The sequence below is a fragment of the Fredinandcohnia onubensis genome, assembly GCF_002734285.1.
GTDB lineage: Bacteria > Bacillota > Bacilli > Bacillales > Bacillaceae_L > Ferdinandcohnia > Ferdinandcohnia onubensis_A.
The window spans coordinates 247,422-270,805 of sequence record NZ_NSEA01000009.1 but is presented as its reverse complement, the minus strand read 5'-3'; the positions used below and the strand labels follow the sequence as shown (position 1 = coordinate 270,805).

Sequence of the window (23,384 nt, the reverse complement as noted above, 5' to 3'; positions counted from 1 at the left end):
TTCACTCCCAAGTTAGTCCTGATTTTGCTAATTTGATAAGGCCATTAAATTGTGCTGAAGCTTGAATAACAAGGTCTCCATGATTACCGTAATGAGGCAGATGTGTTAACCAAAGTTCACTTACATTAGCCTCTATAGCAATCTTACCTACTTCTGTACTATTCATATGACCCATTTTCGAACCATCTTGATCCGCATATAGATTACATTCACAAATAAATAGGTCTGCATCTTGTGTAAACGGAATAAACTCTTCTAGAAAGCTTGAGTCAGCAGAAAATACAACAGTCTGTCCACCTGCTGTAATTCTCATTGCATAGCATACAACTGGATGCTTCGTCTTCATAAATGAAATTGAAAATGGACCAATTTTGATTGTTTCATCTGGATTGTACGCAATCGCTTTTGTATGTCCTTTATGTTCCAATTTTGCAAAGCTTTCTTGATCGTCCGTATGGCCATATATCGGCAGTTCCTTATGGTTATTATGTATTGCACTTGTTACAAGTCTTGCATACTGCATCGGACCAATATCTGCTATATGGTCATGATGGTAATGAGATAGTATCATCGCATCAAGCTCGTCTATTGTTAGATAGTTTTGAAGCTGTGCTAGTACACCACTACCGCAATCAACGAGTAACCCAAAACCGTCATGCTCAAATAAATAACCAGATGTGGCTTCATTCACAGCTGGAAATCCACCCCAAAATCCAACTACCGTAACCTTCATAGGATCACCTTTCTCTCCCTTAAAATAACAACTCTTCAATGGTTTACCCTACCCACTACCACTATAATCGATACGCAAAAAAATTTCACTTTTTAATAAATTGTTACAAAACAGTTATTGACATATTTTTAACTGTTATAGTACACTATAAGTAACAAAGAAACGGAGGGGTTGTAAATGTTAGTAAAAAGTACAGAATTTTTTAAAAACCTACCACCCAAAAAATGTGTAGAATGTGGCCATGATATCGACGAACAGCATGAGTGCTACGGCAACAAATGCGATCACTGTAACGAAATTAAATAACAAAAGGAAGGCCGAGGCCTTCCTTTTCTTTTTACACTAAAACGGGTGTAGTTTCTTTTAAATATTCCAATACCTTGTTAACCGCTTCTTCACCTTGATCAATACAGTCAGGTAATCCTAAACCCTCATATGAGCTTCCAGCTAAAAAGACACCTGGCAGTTGTTCGGCAACATTGTTCTTAACAGATTCAATCCTGTCCTTATGCCCAACTGTGTATTGCGGCATTGCATCTTTCCATCTTGTTACAATTGAAAATTCAGGTTGGTCTGTAATATTCATTGTTTTGTTTAAATCATCAAGAACCACTTTGACAATTTCTTCATCTGATTGATCGACGATCGCTTCGTCTCCCGCTTTACCAACATAGCAACGAAGTAACACTTTACCTTCTGGAGTCGTATGCGGCCATTTTTTATGGGTCCAAGTAACTGCAGTAATAATATAATCATTATTCCGTGATACAACAAAACCAGTTCCATCAATATCCTTTTTAATGGCGTCCTCAGGGAAAGCCATTGCTACAGTTGCTACTGATGTAGATGGCATTTCCTTAAAGGAATCAAAAAATGAGTATTGGTTAAAGATGGATTGGGTTACATGATGTGGTGTAGCTACAACTACACTATCCGCCGTAATCTCTTTTCCATTGTTCAGTTTAATAACATAATGGCTGCTTTGTTTTTCAATACCATCAACTTTAATTCCCTTAAAAACGGTACCAGGCTCAAGTTTTGCCTCAATTGCATCAATGAATGATTGTAAACCAGTTGTTACAGTTAAGAACTGTCCCTTTGGAGCGGGATTTGTTTCCCCACTCGTTTTTGGTTTTGGTGGTGTTGTTTGCTTCATACCTAAAATTAGGCTCCGATATTTTTGCTCAACTTGATAGAATTGAGGGAAAGTCGACATTAAACTTAGTTGGTCAATATCCCCAGCATATATCCCTGAAAGCAATGGCTCAATAAGGTTTTCAACGACCTCATCACCAAGTCTTCTTCTAAAAAATTGACCAAGTGATTGATCGCCTTCACCAGGTGTACGAGGTAACACAAAATCCATTGCCGCACGAAGTTTACCAAACGGGGTAAACAAACCTGTAGTGATGAATGGTCCAATTTGAGTTGGTATTCCCATGATAGATCCACCTGGCATTGGATGGAGCCTTCCGTTCACAAGAACATATGATTTACCAGCAGTATTGTTAACCAATTTATCCCCTAGACCAACCTCATTGACAAGCCGGGAGGCACTCTTTTTCCTAGCTAAAAAGGAATCTGGACCTCTTTCAATAACAAATCCATCTCGTTCTACGGTTTGTACTTTTCCACCAAGTCGATGGCTTGCTTCTAAAAGGGTACATTTTATGTCTAAGCCCTTCTCTCTTGCCTCTTTCTGGAGATAATAAGCTACAGTTAAACCAGTAATCCCGCCACCTATTACAACTACCTTTTGATTACTCACTTAACATCGCCTTCTTTACTTTAAAAATTCACTGACCATTTATTTTTTAAGTTCTTTTAAAACAACTGTTGCCAAACAATCGATAAATTCTGGTTTTGAATTTGGCATTTCAGGGCGGTAATAGCTTACCCCTAAATCTTCTGTAACAACTTTACATTCGTAATCATTGTCATAAAGAACCTCTAAGTGATCTGCTACAAATCCAACTGGAATGAAGACAAAAGCTTTGTAGCCTTTTTCATTGTAAAGGTCTCTCGTTAGGTCCTGAACATCTGGACCCAACCATGGTTCTGGTGTGTTTCCTGCACTTTGCCAGCCTATTTCATAATTCTTGATATCTGCTGCTTCAGCAATTAAATCAGCAGTTTCTTGTAACTGACTAGGATAAGGATCGCCAGCAGCAATAATTTTTTCAGGCAGACTATGTGCTGAAACGATTAATACTGCATTCTCACGTTCTTCTTCTGGCATTGAAGCAAATACCTGCTTCACCTGTTTTGCCCAGTAATCAATAAACTTAGGCTCTTTATACCAACTTTCTACAGAAGTAATAGTTGGCCCCCCAAGCTTTTCTGCCTCTTCTTTCGCACGACCATTATAGGCTTTTACACTAAAGGTTGAAAAATGAGGTGCAAGAACTAGACTCACTGCTTCCTCAATTCCATCCTGTTTCATTTGAGCTACTGCATCCTCAATGAATGGCTCGATATGCTTTAAACCTTGATACAATTTAAACTCAATTTCATCTTGTATTTGATTTAAATGCTCTTCAAGTTTTTTCCCTTGTTCAGAAGTAATTTTTGCAAGAGGTGAAATTCCACCAATTGCTTCATAACGACTACGTAGGTCTTCGAGCATTTCCGGTGAGGGCTTACGACCATGTCGTATATGTGTATAATATCGTTCGATATCCTCTTCTTTATATGGAGTACCGTATGCCATTACAAGTAATCCCATTTTCTTTTTTGTCATTTATTACACCTCTAAAGCTAGATTAGTTTTTACTTGAATACTCATGTATGAATGTAGTTAGACGCTTTAGTGTCTCTGGTTTAACATCTGGGAAAACACCATGTCCAAGGTTGAAAATATAACCCGGTTGTTGCATTCCTTGGTCTAAGATTTCTTTTGCTTTTTCTTCGATGACTTCCCAAGAAGCTAGTAGGATTGCTGGATCAAGATTTCCTTGAACTGCTTTTGTAATTCCAAGCTCTCTTGCTTTCATAATTGGCAAGCGCCAATCAAGTCCTACAACATCAAGCGGTAAGTCATGCCATTCTAATGCTAAATGGCTTGCTCCTACTCCGAATATGATTAATGGTACATTCTCTTCACGAAGTGCAGTAAAGATACGATGCATGACTGGTTTAATGAAATGACGGTAGTCTGCCACATTTAATGCTCCTACCCAAGAGTCAAAAATTTGTACAGCTTTTGCACCTGCGGCTATTTGTGACTTCACATATGTAATTGTCATTTCAGCTAGTTTATCCATTAGAGCAAACCAGGCATCAGGTTGTGCGTACATGAAAGCCTTCGTTTTATTATAATTTTTTGAAGGTCCACCTTCAATCATATAGCTTGCTAGTGTAAATGGAGCTCCTGCAAATCCAATCAACGGAACGGAGAGTTGTTCAGTCGTTAATAGCTTAATTGTATCAAGCACATACGGAACATCTTCTTCAGGATGAATTTCACCAAGTTTCTCGACGTCCTTTACAGAGCGAATTGGGTTACTGATGACAGGTCCAACTCCTGCTTTGATTTCAACATCTACCCCAAGTGCTGGAAGTGGAGACATGATGTCTTTATATAGAATTGCTGCGTCCACATCATATTGCTCAACTGGAAGTCTTGTCACATATGCACATAACTCAGGCTGATGTGTAATTTCAAACAGTCCGTATTTTTCTTTGATTTTTCGGTATTCTGGCTGGGATCGTCCCGCTTGGCGCATATACCAAACCGGTACATGTTCAGTTTTTTCACCCCTTGCCGCTCTTAACAATGTATCATTAAAACCCTTTTGCATATGTATTTACCTTCCTTTCAACATCTTCACACAATAGTCTTTATAATAGCATAAGTAAGTATTATTTATTGAATTGAACATTTCATCCTCACTTTATCACTATAATTGTTTCTACTATCCTTGTATACAAAACCGGGGCAAATGTCAAAAATTTGACGAACATTCACAGATAAAGGGTGGTGAAAGTATACACCACCCTTTAACATGTTTTATTTACTAGAGAAAAAGGTAGGCTTAACTGCTTGAGATTTTGTTCCTTCTTCTTTCGTCTGGGAGTTAAAAGGGACTATAAAATAAGATGGTATTGAAAATATATTTACATTTTCAATCTCAAAGTCCCCACTACCTCTAACAGAACCCACATATTTTACAGACTTTGCATTCTCCTCATATATTCGATATTCAACCCGTTCATCTGCTGCAGGTGTCCATTTTAGGGAAACCGTAAATAGTCCAAGTGGTTTAAAGGTTAAGCTAGCTTTAACATCATCAATTTCCGCGAGCCGTATCGGTGGCTCAAGTTCTTCAACATCCTTTGGAGCCGAAAAAGCAGTTGCTTTCTTGAGTTCAGATTGATCAAGAATCTTTTTAAAGAGTTTCGTCGGAGATGCACTTCCACCTTTTAAATAATGAGTGGCATCTGTAGAATCATAGCCCATCCAAATTGCCCCTACCACGGACGGTGTGAATCCGACAAACCAAGCATCCTTGATTCCATTTTCTACACCAGGTAAATTGGTTGTCCCAGTTTTCCCTGCAAGTGCACCCGGATAAGTTCCCACCCTTGCAGTACCATTATCGACAACACCTTCAAGCATTCTTGTCATATACCAAGCCGTTTGTTTTGAAAAGGCTTCAGTCTCATGTGTCGATGCCTCTCCAATCACTTTTCCTTCACGGTTTACGATTTTGCTAATGACATGTGGTTCAATCACTTTTCCATCACGGGCAAAGGCGCGATAGGCTTTTGCCATTGCAATAGGAGAAATGCCTTCTTTAAGTCCACCTAAAGCGATTGATAAACCTTGGTCGGGAATTGTGATACCTGCTTTCGTTAAATATTTTTTAGCTGTATCAATACCAACTCTATCAAGCATCCAAACAGCTGGAGCATTTGATGACTCAACTAAAGCATCATACATTGAAATTTTACCTTTATAAATACCTGAATAATTGCTTGGTTCATATTCACCATAGGTTAATTTTTTATCAACCAACATGGAATAGGGTTCAAATTCATCTTCTTCCAATGCCGGTCCGTAAACTGCCAACGGTTTAATCGTTGATCCCGGCTGTCGTTTAATTACAACACGATTAATGCCTCGACTTACATAATGCCTACCACCAATACTAGCTAAAACACCACCTGTATCATTATCTAATAGTACAAAGGCACCTTCTACATTTTCATCAACACCCGGAAAGTTCTTTTGATCCTTAAATAGCTCGAAAGCTGTTTTTTGAATCTCCAAGTGAAGAGGAACAGTAATTGTATAGCCACCTCGAAGCAATTCTTCATTTGATAATTGGTAGCGTGTCTTCGCTTCATCAAATACCATATCGATATAGGTTACTAATGCTGGGTCCCGTTCTACCTCATGGACATTTAGAGAAAGAGTCTTTCCCTGTACTCTAACAGCTTCCTCTGGCTGTAAAAACCCTCTTTTTTCCATTAAGTTAATGACCAAGTCCCGTCTTTGTTTACTTTTTTCAGGATTTAAGATGGGTGAATAAGTTGATGGTGCTTTCGGAATTGCTGCAAGTAGCGCACCTTCTTCAACCGATAATTCACTTACATTTTTATTAAAATAAAATTTTGATGCAGATTGAATTCCGTATGCACCGTGACCAAAATAAATTTGATTTAAATACATTTCTAAGAGCTCTTGCTTACTGTACTCTTCTTCTAAATTAATGGCTATGATCAATTCTTTCGTTTTACGCAAGAATGTTTTTTCATTTGTTAGGAAGACATTCTTAGCGAGCTGCTGAGTAATCGTACTTCCACCTTCTACCTTTCCACCGGCAATAATATCTTTGTATACGGCTCTAGCAATTGCCTGAAGATCGATACCATGATGTTGATAAAACCGAGTATCTTCTACTGCAACAAATGCCTGCTGTACATATTCCGGAATTTCTTTAATCGGTACAATATCCCGATTCTCATAATATAATTTCGTAATAAACTGCCCATCTTCATCAACAAGTTTTGTTGCTGAATTCATAACAAGTTTTTTGTCATCAATGACATAGTCACCCGCATATATGATAAGCAAATACCCACACAATCCAAGGACAAACGAACCGATAATAATAAACAATGAGAGAAATAATTTTCTTTTCATACTGTGACCTCCTTGGAATTAAGAATTTACGGCATTCAAACATTTTTCACGTTTAATTGGTTATGTTATCTTTTAGTATAACTGTAAAAGATTCTCACTATGTATGCCCTATTAATAAAGGAGGAGTTACATGAATTTTTATATGGCGTTCGGTACCATTGATTTTTTGAAAAAACTCCAGGAAAAGCACAAAAAAGAAAACATAACTGCGTTTTACAATAACGAAACAGCGATTCTGCTCCATGAAACAACGAAGAAATCTATTTTTGCCGCCCCACGAAAATATGAAGTTCTCACTGCTACAGGAGACATTAAGAGTGGGAAATTTTCTGCCTTCACATATATCCCGGTAACAGAGGAAGGTAAACCGTTATTTGAATACAACATCACCCAAATGGGTTCTGTTTTTCAGAACACTCCAGGATTTATTGCCTTTCGCGCATTAAGGCCAATAAAAAGTGATACTTTTGTAGTTGTGAGCTTTTGGGAAAAAGAATCCTTTTATTTAGATTGGACACGCTCGGAAAGTTTTGAACAGCTTGAACAAGTTATTGAAAAAACGAAAGCCGGCTTAAGCCAAACAGTCTTCTCTGGCCCTGTTTATACAAAAACTTTTCACTCATTAACAGATGATTAAAATTTATGTACACTTCTCACACCTAATCCCCAGCTACATATTCTGTAATACAAACATAGGTTAACGTGTAGTTACCTCTGCTTGAATTCGGAATTAGCGAATGGGGGTTTAACAATGTTAGTGGAATTAACCGCCCTGCATTGGATATATGTTTCGTTTATCCTCTTAATCATTGGTTTTATGGTGATGAGGAGGGACACTTCACTTATTTGTATTATCGGAATCTTTCTTCTCGCCATCACAGCAACTGGATCAATAAGTGCATCCGTTAGTGGAGTCTTTAATAGCTTTATTTATGCAATAACCGAGTTACTCTCAACCATACTCGTCATATCGATAATTGTTTCGATGAGTAAGGCATTAACCGTGACGGGAATCAATGATATCATGATTGCTCCTTTTGCAAAACTTATCCGTTCCCCTGCTCTTGCTTATTGGACCATTGGTATTGTCATGATGGTGATTTCATGGTTCTTCTGGCCATCCCCAGCTGTTGCCCTTATCGGTGCGGTACTTTTACCGGTAGCAATGAGAGTAGGTTTGCCCGCTTTGGGTGTCGCAATGGCAATGAATTTGTTCGGTCACGGAATTGCATTGTCGAGTGATTTTATCATTCAAGCCGCCCCTAAGCTTACAGCAGATGCTGCTGGTCTTGAGGTTATGGAGGTTGTAAAAGCAAGTATCCCTTTAGTTTTTGTGATGGGGATTGTAACAACTGTTGCAGCCTACTACTTACTCCGTCGCGATATGCGAAAAGGAACTCTTTCTGTAGGTGGTAATTCTAACTATTCAAATCCGTTGACACAGGATATTTCAGAAAAAGAAGAAGAACGTTTAAGAAGCTTACTTTCTACTAAAGCGAAACGTCTCTTTGCCATTTTAATCCCAATCCTTTTTGCCCTAGATGTTGTTGCCATGTCTGTCTTAAATCTATCCGGTGGAGACGCAACAGCACCTGTTGGTGGAACCTCTATCTTTATTCTTCTACTAATCTCACTTGTTGCTCATAAAAATGCGGGATTAGAAAAAACAACAACCTATTTAATTGAAGGCTTTCAATTTGGATTCAAAGTATTTGGTCCGGTCATTCCAATCGCCGCGTTTTTCTATCTTGGGGACACTGGTTTTGTAAAAATAATTGGCGACTTCTTACCAGAACACTCACAGGGAATAGTGAATGACCTTGGAGTTAGTCTTGCATCTGTTGTACCATTAAACGCGCCAGTCAGCGCGGTTACCTTAACCATTGTCGGTGCCATTACAGGCTTAGATGGTTCAGGATTTTCAGGAATTTCATTAGCTGGATCACTTGCCGCTTTGTTTTCATCCGCACTCGGCGCTGGTGCTGCGACATTAACCGCACTCGGGCAAATCGCCGCAATTTGGGTCGGAGGTGGAACCCTCGTTCCATGGGCGCTTATCCCTGCCGCTGCAATATGCGGTGTCGACCCATTTGAACTTGCAAGGAAGAACTTACTGCCGGTAACAATTGGATTGGTAGTAACAACAATTGTAGCGATGTTTTTAATCTAATCGATCATTAAAGAAGCTCTTACGGATAAGGGCTTCTTTTTTACTTTTTATAAAATAGTAAATTATAAAAGTTTCAATAAATTAAATGTTATGAATCTACGCCATTTTTCGATATAATACTAGTAGATTCTACATTTTCTTCCTATATTAATGTCATCGGAGAGAGATACATGTTAAAGCTCTTTAACATTACCTTACAAACTAAAATTATCACATTAATTCTTACTTTAATTGTGTTTGTGACATCAGTCTTAACAGGGATGTTTATTTATTATGAAGCAAAAGAAACCAATGAAGAAATGCAAAAGCTTTCTTTACAGGCATCACGAACCCTTTCATTAATACCGGCATTTAAAGATGGTTCCCATGAAGACTTACAATCTGGTTCGATGGAAGCAATTACACAGCAAATCAGCAACCAAGTTGGAGCTAATTATATTTTTATCGAATATAAAGATGGACTGAATTTCTCTTATCCCGATGTTAGTTTCGACCATTCCGCGTTTGATGACGAAAACTATAAAGCGATTGTGTTTGGCAGCTTTTACACAGTCGAAACTGATAATCAACTAGGGAATATTTTGTGGGGAAAAGCACCGATTATTTCAGGTGAATCTGGACAACAAATCATTGGTGTTGTAAGTGTTGGTTTTTTAAAGAATGAGATAAAACAAAATATTAATCAGAAGTTACTAAAAACCTTATTTATTGCGATTATTGTTTTAATCGTTGGCTTTTTTGGTGGGGTACTATTAGCAAGGAGTATTCGTAATGACATAATGGGACTTGAACCCCATGAAATTGCTTCTTTATATCGAGAAAGAAATGCAATTTTAAAATCGGTAAAAGAAGGAATTATTGCAATTGATAATAAGGGACTTATTACATTACTTAATAAATCTGCAAAACAAATGCTTGGAATTTCAAATGACAGTATTAATAAACCAATTGCTGAGCTTCTGCCAACCACCAGAATGCTCCGGGTGTTAGATACAAATTTGGTTGAGACCGATGATGAAATGATCATCAATAATCGTGTGTTAATTGTGAACCGTATGCCTATTATTGAGAATGGTAAAACAGTTGGAGTCGTTTCTAGTTTTAGAGATAAAACAGAAATTAAGAAAATGGTTGATACCTTAACAGAGATTAAAAACTACTCCGAGGATTTAAGGGCTCAGACTCATGAATTCACGAATAAATTATATGTTTTATCCGGATTACTTCAGTTAAAACAGTATGAACAAGCAATTGCTATGATTCAGGAAGAAACAAATCAACTAAACTTTCAAAACGATATTTTGTTTAATCAAATAAAAGACCCTAAGCTCCAAGCTATTATACTTGGAAAAATTGGAAAGGCATCGGAAAAAAAGGTAAGTTTGATAATCGATGAAAATAGCTATTTATCTATATTACCGAACCATATATCAATTACGGATTGCATCATCATTATTGGAAATCTGATTGACAATGCAATTGACGAAGTCATGCAAGACGAAGGTGAAGTAACATTTTTCGTAACCGACATTGGAAACGATATTGTCTTCGAAGTTAGTGATAATGGCAACGGGATCCCAACCGATAAAATGTCCATTCTCTTTGAAAAAGGAATATCCTCTAAAGGGGAAGAAAACAGGGGCTTTGGACTGTGGAATGTTAAGACCGTGGTCGATAAGTTAAATGGATCAATCGAAGTATCGAATGGAAAGAATGGCGGCGCAATTTTTACGGTTTTTCTACCGATAAAAAGTCAGATTGATAAGGAGGAAGACTGATGATAAATGTACTTATTGCTGAGGATGATTTTAGGGTAGCCTCGATTCATGAACAATTTCTACAAAGAATTGAAGATGTGAACCTGATAGGTAAATCCTCGAACGCAAAGGAAACCCTTGATTTGTTAAAAAAACATCAAAATATTGACTTGCTTTTATTAGATGTTTATATGCCCGATAAAATGGGTACTGAAATCCTACCGATCATTCGAAATCTGCATCCTGATGTAGACATCATTATGATAACTGCCGCGACAGAAAAGAAACATTTAGAAGAATCGCTCCGTGGTGGAGTTTTTCATTACCTCATAAAACCGGTAACATTTGAAAAATTTACGGAAACGATAGAAAAATATATCGAAAAGAAAGAATTATTAAACAGCAGGAATGAAGTCGATCAGACGATTGTAGACCACTATTTCGGTGGCAAACAAATACTGCCTGTTGAAAAGAAAATACATTATCCAAAAGGTATTGACCCCCTTTCCCTTGAAAAAGTACGAGATATTATCAACCGATTGGATTCAGGAATTACTGCTGAAGAAATGGGTGACCGCATGGGAGCATCCAGAACAACCGCGAGACGTTACTTAGAATACCTTGCATCAACTAATGAGGTAATTGCCGAACTTGAATATGGGATTGTCGGTAGGCCAGAACGCAAATATTCAAAACAAAAATGAACATAAAGGGTTAAGCATCTTGAATCTCTTTCAAGATGCTTTTTCATGAACAAAATGAACAAAAAGAATTTATCGAATTTTATATTACTTATTTTGAAAACGGTTACAAATTTGTGTCTGAACTTTTAAAATAGTTTTAAGAGTTATAAGAAAGGAAGGTTATAAAAATGGGGGCATCTAGATTAATTCTACCGATTATTTCAATTCTAATTAGCATTTTCTACTTTATTTCAACTATTAATCTACCTAAAGCCAAATTGGGAGACCCGAATGGTCCACTCTATTTTCCGATGATGGTTAGTATTTTTCTATTTATTGTGAGTGTTATTTATCTCATAAAAGAATTAAAAAATCACTATCCCAAAAATGATGAAATCAAGTTATTGTTTAAGGGCAGAGTTCCCTATCTAATCATTTCTACTTTGGTATTATCATTGATTTACACACTTATTTTTGAAAGAGTAGGATTCTTAATTTCAACAATGCTGTTCATGGCAGCTGTTTTATTCATCGTTAATGGTAAAGAAAAATGGAAAGTTAATATTAGTGTAGCTGTTTTATTTAGTGTGGGATCATGGTACGCCTTTTCTCAACTTCTAGCCGTCAGCTTACCATAGATTAAGGGGGGATAACATGGATATCCAAGGAATTCTTGAAGGATTTGCAACGGTACTTAGACCGGAAAATATACTATTTGTCGTATTCGGAGGATTTTTAGGAACCATTGTTGGGATGCTTCCAGGTTTAGGACCGGCAACAGCAATTGCGGTTTTAATCCCAGTTACATTCGGAATGGATCCAACAAGCGCATTAATACTAATGGCAACTATCTACTATGGTGCCATGTATGGTGGATCATTGAGTTCAATCTTGATTAACACTCCTGGTGACGGATCAGCTGTTGCCGCTACATTTGATGGGTATCAAATGGCAAAAGCAGGTCGTGCGGGCCCGGCGATTGCAATTACAGCACTTGGTTCACTCATTGGTGGTTTTGTCGCAGTTATTGGCTTTATGTTATTAGCAAAGCCACTATCTAATTTCGCTCTACAGTTTGGTCCAGCGGAATACTTTTTACTTATGCTTTTCACTTTATCAGCTGTCGTTTCCTTATCAATTGGAAATATGACAAAAGGCTTTATTTCAATGGGGCTTGGTTTAGTTCTAGCTACAGTTGGTATCGACCTTCAGACAGGGGTACACCGTTTTACATTTGGAAATGTTCATTTAAGTGATGGTATCAACTTCCTAGTTATTATTATTGGTATTTATGCGGTTGGGGAAATACTCTATAACTACTTAACAATTGATAGACCAATTGGAAAGAAGAATAAACTTGGTCGAATTTGGATTACAAAGGACGACTGGAAACGTTCAAAATGGCCAATGTTCCGTAGTTCGCCATTAGGCTTCATAGTTGGTATTCTACCTGGTGCTGGTGGCGCGATTGCTTCATTAATGGCATACAGTACGGAAAAACAACTTTCGAAGCGTCCTGAAGAGTTCGGTAAAGGGGCAATTGAAGGATTAGCTGCTCCCGAAACGGCTAACAACTCAGCAGCGGTCGGTGCTTTCGTTCCACTGTTAACTATGGGTATCCCAGGTTCTGGAACAACAGCTGTAATGCTAGGAGCTCTTGTTATGCTAGGTGTAAAACCGGGTCCACTTCTATTCGAAAGTGATCCAAATATGGTATGGAGTTTAATTGATAGTCTTTTCTTGGGTAATATTTTCTTATTCTTAATTAACGTATTAATGGTTGGTGTTTTTGTAAAAATCTTAGATGTTCCGGCAAAGGTCTTATATCCAATTATATTAGTTCTTGCATTTATCGGTGCATACACAATGAACTACACAATATTAGACTTCTATATCTTAATTATTTTCGGTGTCATCGGTTTATTCTTGAAGCTCTACGACTTCCCAATTGCTCCAATGATTTTGGCATTAATTGTTGGAACAGATATGGAACAAAACTTTAGAAAGAGCCTTGTAGCTGGTCATGGTAATTTAGATATCTTTGTTAGTTCACCTATTTCGATTACACTATTAATCTTGACACTATTATCACTTACTTACCCAATATTCATGAACAGAAGACAAAAGAAAAAGTCAGATTTAAACGAAAATACCTCCCTTTAGGAAGAAAAGTTGATTAAGTTGGATATTAAAACCCTTAGTACTTTTACTAAGGGTTTTAATCGTTTATGAAAGATTTTCAAGTACGGTTTGTAAAATACCACCGCTTTGATAATATTCGATTTCAACTACACTATCTAATCGTACGGTAGCCGTGAATTTAATTTGTTCTAATTGGTCTTGTTTCCTTGCAATCACTTCAACCTTTTGACCTGGTATGATTTCACCGTGTAGACCTTTTATTTCAAAGTCTTCCCTACCATCTAATTGTAAAGTATCCGCGTTCTCACCTTCATTATATTGAAGTGGCAATACTCCCATCCCTACTAGATTGCTACGATGAATGCGCTCAAAGCTTTCGGCTAGGACCACTTTAACACCTAATAACGCGGTTCCTTTTGCAGCCCAATCACGTGAACTTCCTGTACCATACTCTTTACCTGCAATGATAAGAAGGTTTTGATTTTCTTTCTTATACTTCACTGCTGCATCATAAACTGGCATGATTTCTCCAGTTGGCAGATACTTCGTATATCCTCCTTCTATTCCGTCAGCTAATTTGTTTCGAATTCGGATATTCGCAAATGTCCCCCTAACCATGACATGGTGATTTCCTCTTCTTGAGCCATATGCATTGAATTCCCGAACTGGAATACCTTTATTTGTTAGGAAAATACCAGCTGGGCTTTTTACGGGAATTTGTCCAACTGGAGAAATATGATCTGTTGTAATCGAGTCACCTAACATTAATAAGGCCCTCATGTTTTTAAAATCTGAGTCTGTCTTTACTGTTGAATGCTTTTCAAGGAAATACGGTGCTTCCTGTATATAGGTTGATTGATCATCCCATTTATAAAGCAGCCCTTCAGAAGACTCAATCGATGACCATACCTCATTTTCAAAAATATGTTCATACTCCTCTTTAAAAAGCTCTTTCGTAATAGTAGAACTGATCACTTCATTTATTTCTTTTGTAGTTGGCCAAATATCTTTTAAATATACTGGATTTCCATTGTTTCCGAAACCAATTGGCTCTGAGTACATATCCATTTGAACTGAACCCGCTAGAGCATACGCAACCACCAATGGTGGCGAACTTAAGTAATTTGCTTTTATGAGTGGATGTACTCGTCCTTCAAAGTTTCGATTTCCACTTAAAACAGAAGCGACAAGAAGATTATTCTCTTTAATTGCCTCTTCAACAGATTCAAGAAGGGATCCACTATTACCGCAGCATGTTGCACAACCATAACCATCAATATAAAATCCAATCTCTTCTAATGCCTTTAGTAAACCAGATGCTTCAAGGTATTTTGTAACTACACGTGAGCCTGGTGTTAAACTTATTTTTACAAACTCAGGCTTTTTAAGGCCAAGTTCCAATGCTTTTTTGGCCACTAAACCTGCTGCTACCATCACACTTGGATTCGAGGTGTTTGTACAGCTTGTAATGGCTGCGAGTACAAGGGAACCAGTACTGATCACACTACCGTCCTTTAACTCAACTTTCTTATTAAGTTCTGCTTCATCTAAGCCATATCCGCCACTTGCAACCGGCTGTGTTACAACTCTAGTAAACTCATCCTTCATCAAGCGTAATTCAATACTATCCTGTGGTCTTTTTGGACCAGCAACTGTTGGTTTAATTGTTGATAAATTCAACTCTAGTGTTTCAGTAAACTTCGGGTTAGGGGTATCATCTGTTCTAAATAAACCTTGAACCTCATAATACGCCTTAATCAACGATCGATTTTCTCCACGTCCTGTTAGCTCGAGATAATCTAATGTCACTTCATCAACCGGAAAGTATCCCATAGTCGCCCCATATTCAGGAGCCATATTGGCAATTGTTGCTCGGTCAGTTAAAGAAATACTGGATAATCCTTTTCCAAAAAACTCAACAAACTTGCCTACTACTCCTTTTTTTCGAAGTAAATTTGTAATCGTTAATGCAAGGTCTGTTGCAGTAACACCTTCTTGAAGCTTACCTGAAAGCTTTATTCCTACTACCTCAGGAATCACAAAATATAGTGGTTGTCCAAGCATGGCTGCTTCTGCTTCGATTCCACCAACACCCCATCCTATTGTTCCAAGTCCATTAATCATCGGTGTATGAGAATCTGTGCCTACGAGAGAATCTGGATAGAGAATGTTTTCTCCGTTTTCATTTTTTGTGACAATCGAAGTAGCCAAATACTCTAAATTAACCTGGTGTACAATACCGTTTGAAGGTGGTACTGCCCTAAAATTAGAAAAGCTATTTTGTGCCCACCTAACAAAGCGATATCTTTCTAAATTTCGTTCGTATTCAAGCTTAAGATTATCAGACAAGGATTCTTGATTTCCAAAATAATCGACAATCATCGAATGGTCAATTACTAAATCTACTGGAATTTGGGGATTAATGCGTGATACATCCCCACCTTTTCTTTTCACAGCATCTCTCATGGCAGCTAAATCGACGATGGCAGGAATTCCTGTAAAGTCCTGAAAGACAATTCTCGCTGGCTTGAATGGAACTTCTTTTTTCTCCCATTGTGTCTTTTCCCAGTTTGCAAGTTGTTCAATATGTGAAGTGGTGATTTGCTTTCCATCTAGGTGGCGAACAGCAGCCTCTAGCAGCATTTTAATTGAATTAGGAAGTGATGAAATCGGATACCCATTCGTTTCCAAATCTTTTATTCTATAATATTGATATTCTTTTCCATCCACATATAATGTTCTTTTTAATGTAGATAGAGCATCAGTTACATTCATGAATTCGCCTCCCTTGTTGTTGTAAACATTGAAAAAATAGTCTAGTTGATGGCCATCAGCTAGACTATTTATGATAAACACTATTTTTCAGAAATATATAAATCACCTTTTATAATTCTTCGGGCTGTTCTGTCTAAACCAACAGAAGCAACATCAGCCTGCTCCTCGGTTAAAGCAACACGAACCTCTGCAATACCCTCAGGATGACCGATTCGAATTATTTGTTCAACACTTCCGTCTTTCTTTCTAGAGTATTGATTTGGAACTGTTCCCTCAAGCAATGCAGTCGCAGCTAAATTATATAACCCACTCCCTGCAAATGTACGATGGAATTTCTTCATTGAAACCATTTTTGCAACAATATCAATATCGTTCGCTTTAATATGCTTTCCCGTAGAAGTCACATAATCATGTGGACTAGCAACTACAGCAATTTTCGGTATGGAGGGAATGTTTTTTGCTTCGTCCTCGTTTTTTGCGATACCACCTGCAACTGCCATTTTCAAACGAATTTTCTCTAGTTCGGACAATAATTCATGATCCGCTCCTACAACATGATTTAGTTCAGAACCTACTATCCCAAAATCACTTGCAGCTACATACACAAATGGATTTACAATATCGACAAATGATGCTTCATAGCTTCTTTTTCTAGTAACAATCTTTGTTTTTAGACCAATCGGAATTGTTTTCCCAGTCCTTCCCCCACCAGGCGAGATAATATTAACAATGATCTTTGCTCCTGGGGTAACAATTCCTGGCATTAAATAATCTCCTGATACCTTTGCTTTGCCGTTTGATAGTGGAACTCTCATTTTTATCATTTTATTTATATTCTTATTAAAAGCTGATACAGTAATAAAATCATCGTTAGAGTTCGTTGAAACAAGGCCTTCATCTACTGCGAATGCGCCTATTGCCGCCATTAGATTTCCGCAAGTGCCTTTATCGTCAACAACTTGCTCTCCAATTCCAATTTGATAAAATGTATAATCAAGGTCCGCACCCTCTACAGTTGGCTCTGAAATAACCATGATTTTACTTGTGTGAGATGTACCGCTACCTAGGCCATTTACTTGTGAGGGATTATATGCATCAATTCCTTCTAAAAAAATTCTGTGCTTTAATTCGTTACTTGTTGGTAAATCTTTCTCATGAAAAAAGATACCTCTACTTGTGCCACCTCTATAAACAACACAACGCACTGAGAATTGAGACATTATTCTTCCTCCTTACTTCATTTCAGGAACAATAGTTTTGGCTATTTCTTGATCTAGATCCTCATAGTCATGAAGTTTAATGGTTTCATATAGTTCTTTACGTGTTTGCATCTTATTTAACACATCACGCTGAGTCCCTTTCTCGAACACTTCGGAGAATACAATTTCATATGCTTTCGCTGCTGCTCTCAAAGAAGTCACTGGGTAAATGACCATGGAGTATCCAAATGATTCAAATTCTTCAGCTGTAAAGTATGGTGTTTTTCCGAATTCGGTCATGTTTGCTAATAAAGGAACATCAAATTCTTTGCTGAAAGCCCTGAAGTCTTCTTCTGTAATTAAGGCTTCTGGGAATATAGCATCAGCGCCTGCTTCTACATATTTTTTTAGTCTATCAACAGCAGCCTCTCTACCTTCAACAGCAAGTGCATCTGTTCTTGCAACTACAACTAATGAAGGAGCAACTTCTTTAATGATTTTAATTTTTTGTGCCATTTCATCTGCTGTGACCAACTTTTTTCCATTTAAATGACCACATTTTTTCGGTAAATCCTGATCCTCAATTTGAACGGCAGCCACACCTGCTTCAACCATTTCTTTAGCCGTTCTGGCAACATTTAAGATTCCGCCAAAACCGGTGTCAATATCAGCTAATAATGGCAAATTAGATGCACGGATAATTTCACGAGCTCTTTCGGCAACCTCTTGTGAATGTAACACACCTAAATCTGGTAGTCCTCTACTTGCCGTATAAGCCCCACCAGATAAGTACAATGCTTTAAAACCAACCTTTTTCGCCATCAAGGCAGCCATACCGTCATGTGTACCCATAATTTTCAAGATTGGTCCAGCCTTAATAGTATTTAAAAATTCCCCTGCTAATTCTTTTTGACTCTTCTGTTGTTCAACAAGCCATGTCATGATATTCCCTCTTTTCATTTTTCTCATTAATGTCAAGGTAATGAAAGAACGAAAGACCCTATAATAAATAGGGCCCCTTCTCTCATTAGTCAACTAGTCCAGATTCGCTAATTAAATCTTTATACATTGTAGTTTGTTCCTCTAGGAATTTAGCTGCATCACTACTATTCTTGTAGAGTGGAGACCAGTCATTATTTTTCACTAGGTCTTTCCAAGCATCGGTTTCAACCATTTCACCGATTACTTTATCCCAGTAAGCAATTTCTTCTTCCTTCATATCTTTTGGTCCCATGATACCTCTCCAGTGAGGGAATACCATATCTACACCTTGTTCCTTCCATGTAGGAACATCCTCTAAACCTTCTATTCTTTCATCAGAAGAAACGCTAATTACTCTGAAATTACCTGCAATGTGCTGATCCTTAGACTCGGAAACTGCCATTGTTGCAACATCTACGTGGCCACCTAAAAGAGCTGTTACTACATCCCCGCCACTCTCATATATCATGAAATTTAATTTAGATACGTCAACACCGTATGTTTTTGCAGCTTGTACAAATGACAGGTGATCGTTGTTACCTAATCCTGGCGCAACTGCAATTGTTAATGATCCTGGATCCTTTTTCAATTGTTCCATAACATCTTTTGCAGTTTCGAACTCGGAATCATTTCCAACTGCAATTGATATCCACTCAGTTGTTAAAATTGCTAATGGAGTAAAATCTTCGTAAGTTAATTCACTTTGGCCTAATAGATTATTTGTAATAAGAAGACTTGAGTTAATAGAAAGATAGTGTGCATCTTTTGTAGAAAGATATTGCCAACCTACTTCTCCACTTCCCCCTGGTTTATTAACAACATTAATATTTTGGTCTACAATGCCTTCATCCTTAAGAATTTTTTGGATCGCTCTAGCAGTTGCATCCCAACCTCCCCCTGGCGTTGCAGGTGCTACAAACTCAATATTCCCCGTTGGAAATGTTTCTTTATCACCTGATGCACCTGAAGAACATGCTGCAACAAATACTAAAGATAAAATGGCTATAAACGAAATAATTTTTTTCATTTTCCCACCCCTTCTTTTTCTTTTTTCAATTTTCTCAACCTTATAATACTTTTAATAGATAAAAATGTAATCGTTTTCAAATTAAAAGAAATTAACAACAATAACCTTATTTTGTTCATAAAGTTCACGAAATTTATAAATCCCTCAAATCTAAAGATGATATAAATGAAACAAATGCGTTAATTACATTTACCTCTAGTGATTCATTATGGTATAGCATCCATGTATTACGAATTAATGGATTATTTTCTTTATCCGTGATATACACTTTATGAATATCTTCATTTCCTTTTAAAATCATGCCCGGCATTATTGCATACCCTAGTCCATTCACAACCATTTCCTTACAAGTATCCACTTGATCCACCTCCATCGTAACCATAGGGGGTTTTGTATAATTTTCAATCCACCAATGATCAATGATAGATTTTAGTAGATTGTCCGTTTTATAATCAATTCGAGGTAGATTTGGTAAGTTGCTTATATCAATTTCTTCCTTTGAGGCTACACATAGCTGGTCCTCAAATAATAAGTGTTTTTGCTCAATCCATGTATATTCCCCGCGAACAAAGGCGATATGAATATCCTTTTTATACAAGGAATGGAAAAGGTCTCGACTCCATCCCGTCGTTACTTTGAACTCAACATTTGGATAGTTGTCTTTAAATGCCCTTAATAATTGTGGCAGTTTATATTTGGTGAAAAAACTGGATACACCCAAATTTATCGTTCCAACAACCTTACTCTCCATATTCGTCAAATGATCCTTTATTTGTCTTAACTTTAAGATCATTTCCTCCGCACTTTTCGCCATATACTCTCCTTGTGGAGTAAACTGGACACCTCGTCTGTCCCTATTAATTATTTTGATCCCAAATTCTTTTTCTATTTGTTTGATACGATTTGTTAAAGCCGGTTGTGAGATGAATAATTGTTTACCTGTTCTTGTAATATTCTTATTTTCATAGAGAACCTTAAGAATTTCCCAATCCTGACTTCGCATTTCATTCCCACCTTTTGCACATTAGATATTCATAAATCTTATGACGATTAATTCAAATACAATATTTTACTTATATCTATCAATATACTATATTTATCATTACAAAATAAGAATTTTTTTGGTGAGGGAGAAACATGATTCTTTGGATAGTCATCATCATCTGCACTGGTTTTCAAACAATTTTAAATACAACAAGACCGATCATCACGTTATACGCCTCTGAAATGGGGGCAAATACATTTGATATTGGAATTCTTACAGCAGCATATGCTTTTTTTCCACTAATTTTCGCTATCCATGCGGGAAGAATTGCTGATAAAATCGGAGACCGATTACCTGTATTTCTTGGTTTAGTCGGAATATCACTGGGAATGATCATTCCTTATTATTTTCCTTCAATGGCAAGCTTGTTTATATCACAATTAATTGTCGGTACAGCTGCTGTTTTTATCACAGTTTCTTTACAAAACATACTCGGAAATATTGCTACTGAGGAAAAACGGGATCAATATTACAGTCTATTCGGAATTGCGACCGCGGTGGGAGCGATGATTGGTCCGATAATCGGCGGATATTTAGGAGAACACATATCTTATTCTTCTGTATTCCTTGCTTCGATTTTTATTAATATCATACCTATTTTGATTTCCTTTTTCATTCCTGTCCTAAGGAAGCAAAAAGCTAAGCAAAAAATGAGCATAGGTGCCTCAGTTGGATTATTAAAAATGCCTTTATTAAGAAAAGCATTAATATCAAGTGCGCTTGTCCTGTATTCTAAGGATATCTTCGTTGCTTATTTTCCACTGTTCGCAAAACAGTATGGGATTTCCACCTCAACAATTGGCTGGATTATTTCAATTCAGGGGTTAGCGATTATTCTCGTTCGGTTCTTATTACCAGCATTAACAGAAAAACTTGGTAGAGACAAAGTTTTAATTGCATCCGTTTTTATGGCAGGTATTTCATTTTTATTAGTTCCGTTTACTGGAAATGTGATTTTATTAAGCGCGTTAAGTGCCCTCATGGGACTTGGACTAGGTTGTGGTCAGCCGCTTTCAATGACCACTACCTATAATGCATCACCAAAATCAAGAACAGGTGAAGTTCTAGGCTTACGACTTGCTTCTAATCGCTTGTCACAATTAATAGCCCCTGTATTTTTTGGCATAGTTGGTTCCTGGGCTGGTATTTTTTCCGTATTTTTCATTAGTGGAACATTTTTAATTGGTGGATTATTTGCTATTAAACCCGAAAAGAAAAGAAAACTAGCTTCATAGAAAAGGAAAGCCTACAGCTTTGATAATAGCTGTAGGCTTTGTTTATTTATAGTTTAAAAGATACAAATTTCAATTCTGTCATTTCTTCTGTGGAATATTTGATACCTTCTTTTCCAACGCCACTGTTTTTAACTCCTCCATATGGCATATTATCAACTCTAAAGGTTGGAATATCATTAATGATGACTCCCCCTACCTCTAATCGGTCTGCAGCCTCAAATGCTTTTTGAATATTTGTTGTATATACTCCTGCCTGTAGACCATATTCTGAGTCATTTACGAGACTGATAGCCTCATCCCATGTTTTATACGAATTAACGGACACAACCGGACCAAATGCTTCATTACAAGAAACTGAAAGTTTTTCGTTAGTGTTTACTAAGATCGTTGGTTGGAAGACAGTTCCTTCTTGTTTTCCACCAAGGACAACTTTCGCTCCATCTGCTTTTGCCTCTTGGACCCAATTATCGATTCGATCCGTTTCGTTTGGATTAATGAGGGCTGATACATCTGTCGTTTCTGATTTCGGGTCACCGAGAACTAATTGACTAGTATAGTACTTCAATCTTTCAACGAACTCTTCAAACACATTTTCATTCACATAGATACGTTGTACCGAAATACATACCTGCCCAGCAAAATTGAATGCCCCCTCTGCACAACGAGCTGCAACTGTCTCCAAATCATCTGTACTATCAATGATGACAGCAGCATTCGAGCCTAATTCGAGGGTAACGCGCTTAAGTCCTGCTTTCTCTTTAATCCGAGTTCCAACTGGTACACTACCTGTAAAAGTAATCATTTTCACACGATTGTCCTGAACAAGTAGGTCACCTACCACACTACCTTTTCCTGTCACGACATTTAGAGCACCTTTTGGCAGTCCAGCTTCTTCAAATAGCTTCGCTGTCATAATTGCACTTAATGGTGTTTGTGATGCAGGCTTTAATACGACCGTATTTCCTGCCGCAAAGGCTGGGCCAAGCTTGTGTGCAACTAGGTTAAAAGGAAAGTTAAATGGCGTGATTGCCGCGATGACACCCAGCGGTTCTCTTTTTGTATATCCAAATCTTCCTTTCCCGTTTTTTGCAGCATCAAGTGGTACAGTCTCCCCGTGAAGGCGTTTGGCTTCTTCTGCAGCAAATTTGTAAGTTTCAGCAGTTCTTACAATTTCTGCCCTCGCAGCTTTTAATGGTTTGGCATTTTCAGAGGCTAGGATAAGAGCACATTCCTCAAGCCTTTCAGTAAACAGATCAGATACCTTTTCTAAGATTTCTGCGCGCTCAAAAGCTGTTAAATTTCGCATTATTTTAGTAGTTTGTTGGGCACTTGCAATTGCGTTTTCTACCTGTGCTTTTGTGGCTAAAGGGATCATTGCAATGGTCTCTTGATTATAGGGTGAGCGTAATTCTTCGTACTGGACGCCTTCTTCCCATTTTCCATTAATAAATAATTGTTGGTTTTCCATTATATTGCCTCCTTATTTTCA

19 protein-coding genes are annotated in these 23,384 nt (G+C 37.5%); 8 read left to right on the top strand and 11 right to left on the bottom strand.

All coding sequences use genetic code 11. The annotated features are described in order from the left end of the window. Window position 1: 1 nt before the first annotated feature. A complete protein-coding gene (locus CKJ95_RS10965; protein ID WP_099353452.1) occupies window positions 2-733 on the bottom strand; it encodes an MBL fold metallo-hydrolase in 732 nt (243 codons plus the stop codon). 177 nt (window positions 734-910) lie between these two features. Between CKJ95_RS10965 and yhfH the strand changes: the two genes are divergently transcribed. After that, window positions 911-1,039, top strand: coding sequence for a protein YhfH (gene yhfH, locus CKJ95_RS10960; RefSeq protein ID WP_010283487.1), 129 nt, complete (start codon window positions 911-913; stop codon window positions 1,037-1,039). A gap of 31 nt (window positions 1,040-1,070) precedes the next feature. Here the strand turns inward: yhfH and hemY are convergent, their stop codons facing one another. The 4 genes from hemY to CKJ95_RS10940 all read right to left on the bottom strand — a co-directional run bounded on the left by hemY (window position 1,071) and on the right by CKJ95_RS10940 (window position 6,881). After that, window positions 1,071-2,501: a protoporphyrinogen oxidase gene (hemY, locus tag CKJ95_RS10955; protein ID WP_099353451.1), complete on the bottom strand. Its 1,431-nt coding sequence runs from the start codon at window positions 2,499-2,501 to the stop codon at window positions 1,071-1,073. A 39-nt stretch (window positions 2,502-2,540) separates the two neighbouring features. Further along, window positions 2,541-3,473: a ferrochelatase gene (hemH, locus tag CKJ95_RS10950; protein ID WP_099353450.1), complete on the bottom strand. Its 933-nt coding sequence runs from the start codon at window positions 3,471-3,473 to the stop codon at window positions 2,541-2,543. Between the two features lie 22 nt (window positions 3,474-3,495). Next, window positions 3,496-4,533 (bottom strand): uroporphyrinogen decarboxylase, encoded by a 1,038-nt coding sequence (hemE, locus tag CKJ95_RS10945; protein WP_099353449.1) that lies wholly within the window; start codon window positions 4,531-4,533, stop codon window positions 3,496-3,498. 209 nt (window positions 4,534-4,742) lie between these two features. Beyond that, on the bottom strand, window positions 4,743-6,881 hold the full coding sequence (locus tag CKJ95_RS10940) for a transglycosylase domain-containing protein (protein ID WP_099353448.1): 2,139 nt from the start codon (window positions 6,879-6,881) through the stop codon (window positions 4,743-4,745). A gap of 130 nt (window positions 6,882-7,011) precedes the next feature. Here CKJ95_RS10940 and CKJ95_RS10935 point away from each other — a divergent pair, with 130 nt between their 5' ends. The 6 genes from CKJ95_RS10935 (at window position 7,012) to CKJ95_RS10910 (ending at window position 13,654) form a co-directional block, all read left to right on the top strand. Continuing rightward, on the top strand, window positions 7,012-7,518 hold the full coding sequence (locus CKJ95_RS10935; RefSeq protein WP_099353447.1) for an antibiotic biosynthesis monooxygenase family protein: 507 nt from the start codon (window positions 7,012-7,014) through the stop codon (window positions 7,516-7,518). Between the two features lie 114 nt (window positions 7,519-7,632). After that, the gene (locus CKJ95_RS10930) at window positions 7,633-9,051 is read left to right on the top strand and encodes a hypothetical protein (protein WP_099353446.1); all 1,419 of its coding nucleotides are present in this window, start codon (window positions 7,633-7,635) and stop codon (window positions 9,049-9,051) included. Between the two features lie 170 nt (window positions 9,052-9,221). After that, on the top strand, window positions 9,222-10,829 hold the full coding sequence (locus tag CKJ95_RS10925; protein ID WP_099353445.1) for an ATP-binding protein: 1,608 nt from the start codon (window positions 9,222-9,224) through the stop codon (window positions 10,827-10,829). Continuing rightward, complete coding sequence (locus CKJ95_RS10920; protein ID WP_099353444.1) at window positions 10,829-11,512, top strand: response regulator; 684 nt, start codon at window positions 10,829-10,831, stop codon at window positions 11,510-11,512. The genes CKJ95_RS10925 and CKJ95_RS10920 overlap by 1 nt, the downstream gene beginning before the upstream one ends. A gap of 167 nt (window positions 11,513-11,679) precedes the next feature. Beyond that, window positions 11,680-12,129, top strand: a complete 450-nt coding sequence (locus CKJ95_RS10915) for a tripartite tricarboxylate transporter TctB family protein (RefSeq protein WP_099353443.1) — start codon at window positions 11,680-11,682, stop codon at window positions 12,127-12,129. Window positions 12,130-12,145: 16 nt separating this feature from the next. After that, a complete protein-coding gene (locus CKJ95_RS10910; RefSeq protein WP_180271476.1) occupies window positions 12,146-13,654 on the top strand; it encodes a tripartite tricarboxylate transporter permease in 1,509 nt (502 codons plus the stop codon). Between the two features lie 63 nt (window positions 13,655-13,717). Here CKJ95_RS10910 and acnA read toward each other — a convergent pair whose 3' ends face one another. The 5 genes from acnA to CKJ95_RS10885 all read right to left on the bottom strand — a co-directional run bounded on the left by acnA (window position 13,718) and on the right by CKJ95_RS10885 (window position 20,618). After that, window positions 13,718-16,408, bottom strand: a complete 2,691-nt coding sequence (gene acnA / locus CKJ95_RS10905; RefSeq protein ID WP_099353442.1) for an aconitate hydratase AcnA — start codon at window positions 16,406-16,408, stop codon at window positions 13,718-13,720. Between the two features lie 80 nt (window positions 16,409-16,488). Then, entirely contained in the window at window positions 16,489-17,628 is a 1,140-nt protein-coding gene (locus CKJ95_RS10900; RefSeq protein ID WP_099353441.1) for a PrpF domain-containing protein, read from the bottom strand. Between the two features lie 12 nt (window positions 17,629-17,640). Further along, the gene (gene prpB / locus CKJ95_RS10895) at window positions 17,641-18,549 is read right to left on the bottom strand and encodes a methylisocitrate lyase (protein WP_099353440.1); all 909 of its coding nucleotides are present in this window, start codon (window positions 18,547-18,549) and stop codon (window positions 17,641-17,643) included. 85 nt (window positions 18,550-18,634) lie between these two features. Then, window positions 18,635-19,615: a tripartite tricarboxylate transporter substrate binding protein gene (locus CKJ95_RS10890; RefSeq protein ID WP_099353439.1), complete on the bottom strand. Its 981-nt coding sequence runs from the start codon at window positions 19,613-19,615 to the stop codon at window positions 18,635-18,637. Between the two features lie 133 nt (window positions 19,616-19,748). Then, window positions 19,749-20,618, bottom strand: a complete 870-nt coding sequence (locus CKJ95_RS10885) for a LysR family transcriptional regulator (RefSeq protein ID WP_099353438.1) — start codon at window positions 20,616-20,618, stop codon at window positions 19,749-19,751. A 134-nt stretch (window positions 20,619-20,752) separates the two neighbouring features. Between CKJ95_RS10885 and CKJ95_RS10880 the strand changes: the two genes are divergently transcribed. Beyond that, complete coding sequence (locus tag CKJ95_RS10880) at window positions 20,753-21,895, top strand: MFS transporter (RefSeq protein WP_099353437.1); 1,143 nt, start codon at window positions 20,753-20,755, stop codon at window positions 21,893-21,895. A gap of 46 nt (window positions 21,896-21,941) precedes the next feature. Here CKJ95_RS10880 and CKJ95_RS10875 read toward each other — a convergent pair whose 3' ends face one another. After that, complete coding sequence (locus tag CKJ95_RS10875) at window positions 21,942-23,363, bottom strand: aldehyde dehydrogenase family protein (RefSeq protein ID WP_099353436.1); 1,422 nt, start codon at window positions 23,361-23,363, stop codon at window positions 21,942-21,944. Window positions 23,364-23,384: the final 21 nt, after the last annotated feature.

What these genes read in the sequence shown, in the direction of transcription:
- CKJ95_RS10965 (WP_099353452.1), bottom strand. Translation starts at nt 733, where the DNA reads ATGAAGGTTACGGTAGTTGGATTTTGGGGTGGATTTCCAGCTGTGAAT.
- yhfH (WP_010283487.1), top strand. Translation starts at nt 911, where the DNA reads ATGTTAGTAAAAAGTACAGAATTTTTTAAAAACCTACCACCCAAAAAA.
- hemH (WP_099353450.1), bottom strand. Translation starts at nt 3,473, where the DNA reads ATGACAAAAAAGAAAATGGGATTACTTGTAATGGCATACGGTACTCCA.
- hemE (WP_099353449.1), bottom strand. Translation starts at nt 4,533, where the DNA reads ATGCAAAAGGGTTTTAATGATACATTGTTAAGAGCGGCAAGGGGTGAA.
- CKJ95_RS10940 (WP_099353448.1), bottom strand. Translation starts at nt 6,881, where the DNA reads ATGAAAAGAAAATTATTTCTCTCATTGTTTATTATTATCGGTTCGTTT.
- CKJ95_RS10935 (WP_099353447.1), top strand. Translation starts at nt 7,012, where the DNA reads ATGAATTTTTATATGGCGTTCGGTACCATTGATTTTTTGAAAAAACTC.
- CKJ95_RS10930 (WP_099353446.1), top strand. Translation starts at nt 7,633, where the DNA reads ATGTTAGTGGAATTAACCGCCCTGCATTGGATATATGTTTCGTTTATC.
- CKJ95_RS10925 (WP_099353445.1), top strand. Translation starts at nt 9,222, where the DNA reads ATGTTAAAGCTCTTTAACATTACCTTACAAACTAAAATTATCACATTA.
- CKJ95_RS10920 (WP_099353444.1), top strand. Translation starts at nt 10,829, where the DNA reads ATGATAAATGTACTTATTGCTGAGGATGATTTTAGGGTAGCCTCGATT.
- CKJ95_RS10915 (WP_099353443.1), top strand. Translation starts at nt 11,680, where the DNA reads ATGGGGGCATCTAGATTAATTCTACCGATTATTTCAATTCTAATTAGC.
- CKJ95_RS10910 (WP_180271476.1), top strand. Translation starts at nt 12,146, where the DNA reads ATGGATATCCAAGGAATTCTTGAAGGATTTGCAACGGTACTTAGACCG.
- acnA (WP_099353442.1), bottom strand. Translation starts at nt 16,408, where the DNA reads ATGAATGTAACTGATGCTCTATCTACATTAAAAAGAACATTATATGTG.
- CKJ95_RS10900 (WP_099353441.1), bottom strand. Translation starts at nt 17,628, where the DNA reads ATGTCTCAATTCTCAGTGCGTTGTGTTGTTTATAGAGGTGGCACAAGT.
- prpB (WP_099353440.1), bottom strand. Translation starts at nt 18,549, where the DNA reads ATGACATGGCTTGTTGAACAACAGAAGAGTCAAAAAGAATTAGCAGGG.
- CKJ95_RS10890 (WP_099353439.1), bottom strand. Translation starts at nt 19,615, where the DNA reads ATGAAAAAAATTATTTCGTTTATAGCCATTTTATCTTTAGTATTTGTT.
- CKJ95_RS10885 (WP_099353438.1), bottom strand. Translation starts at nt 20,618, where the DNA reads ATGCGAAGTCAGGATTGGGAAATTCTTAAGGTTCTCTATGAAAATAAG.
- CKJ95_RS10880 (WP_099353437.1), top strand. Translation starts at nt 20,753, where the DNA reads ATGATTCTTTGGATAGTCATCATCATCTGCACTGGTTTTCAAACAATT.
- CKJ95_RS10875 (WP_099353436.1), bottom strand. Translation starts at nt 23,363, where the DNA reads ATGGAAAACCAACAATTATTTATTAATGGAAAATGGGAAGAAGGCGTC.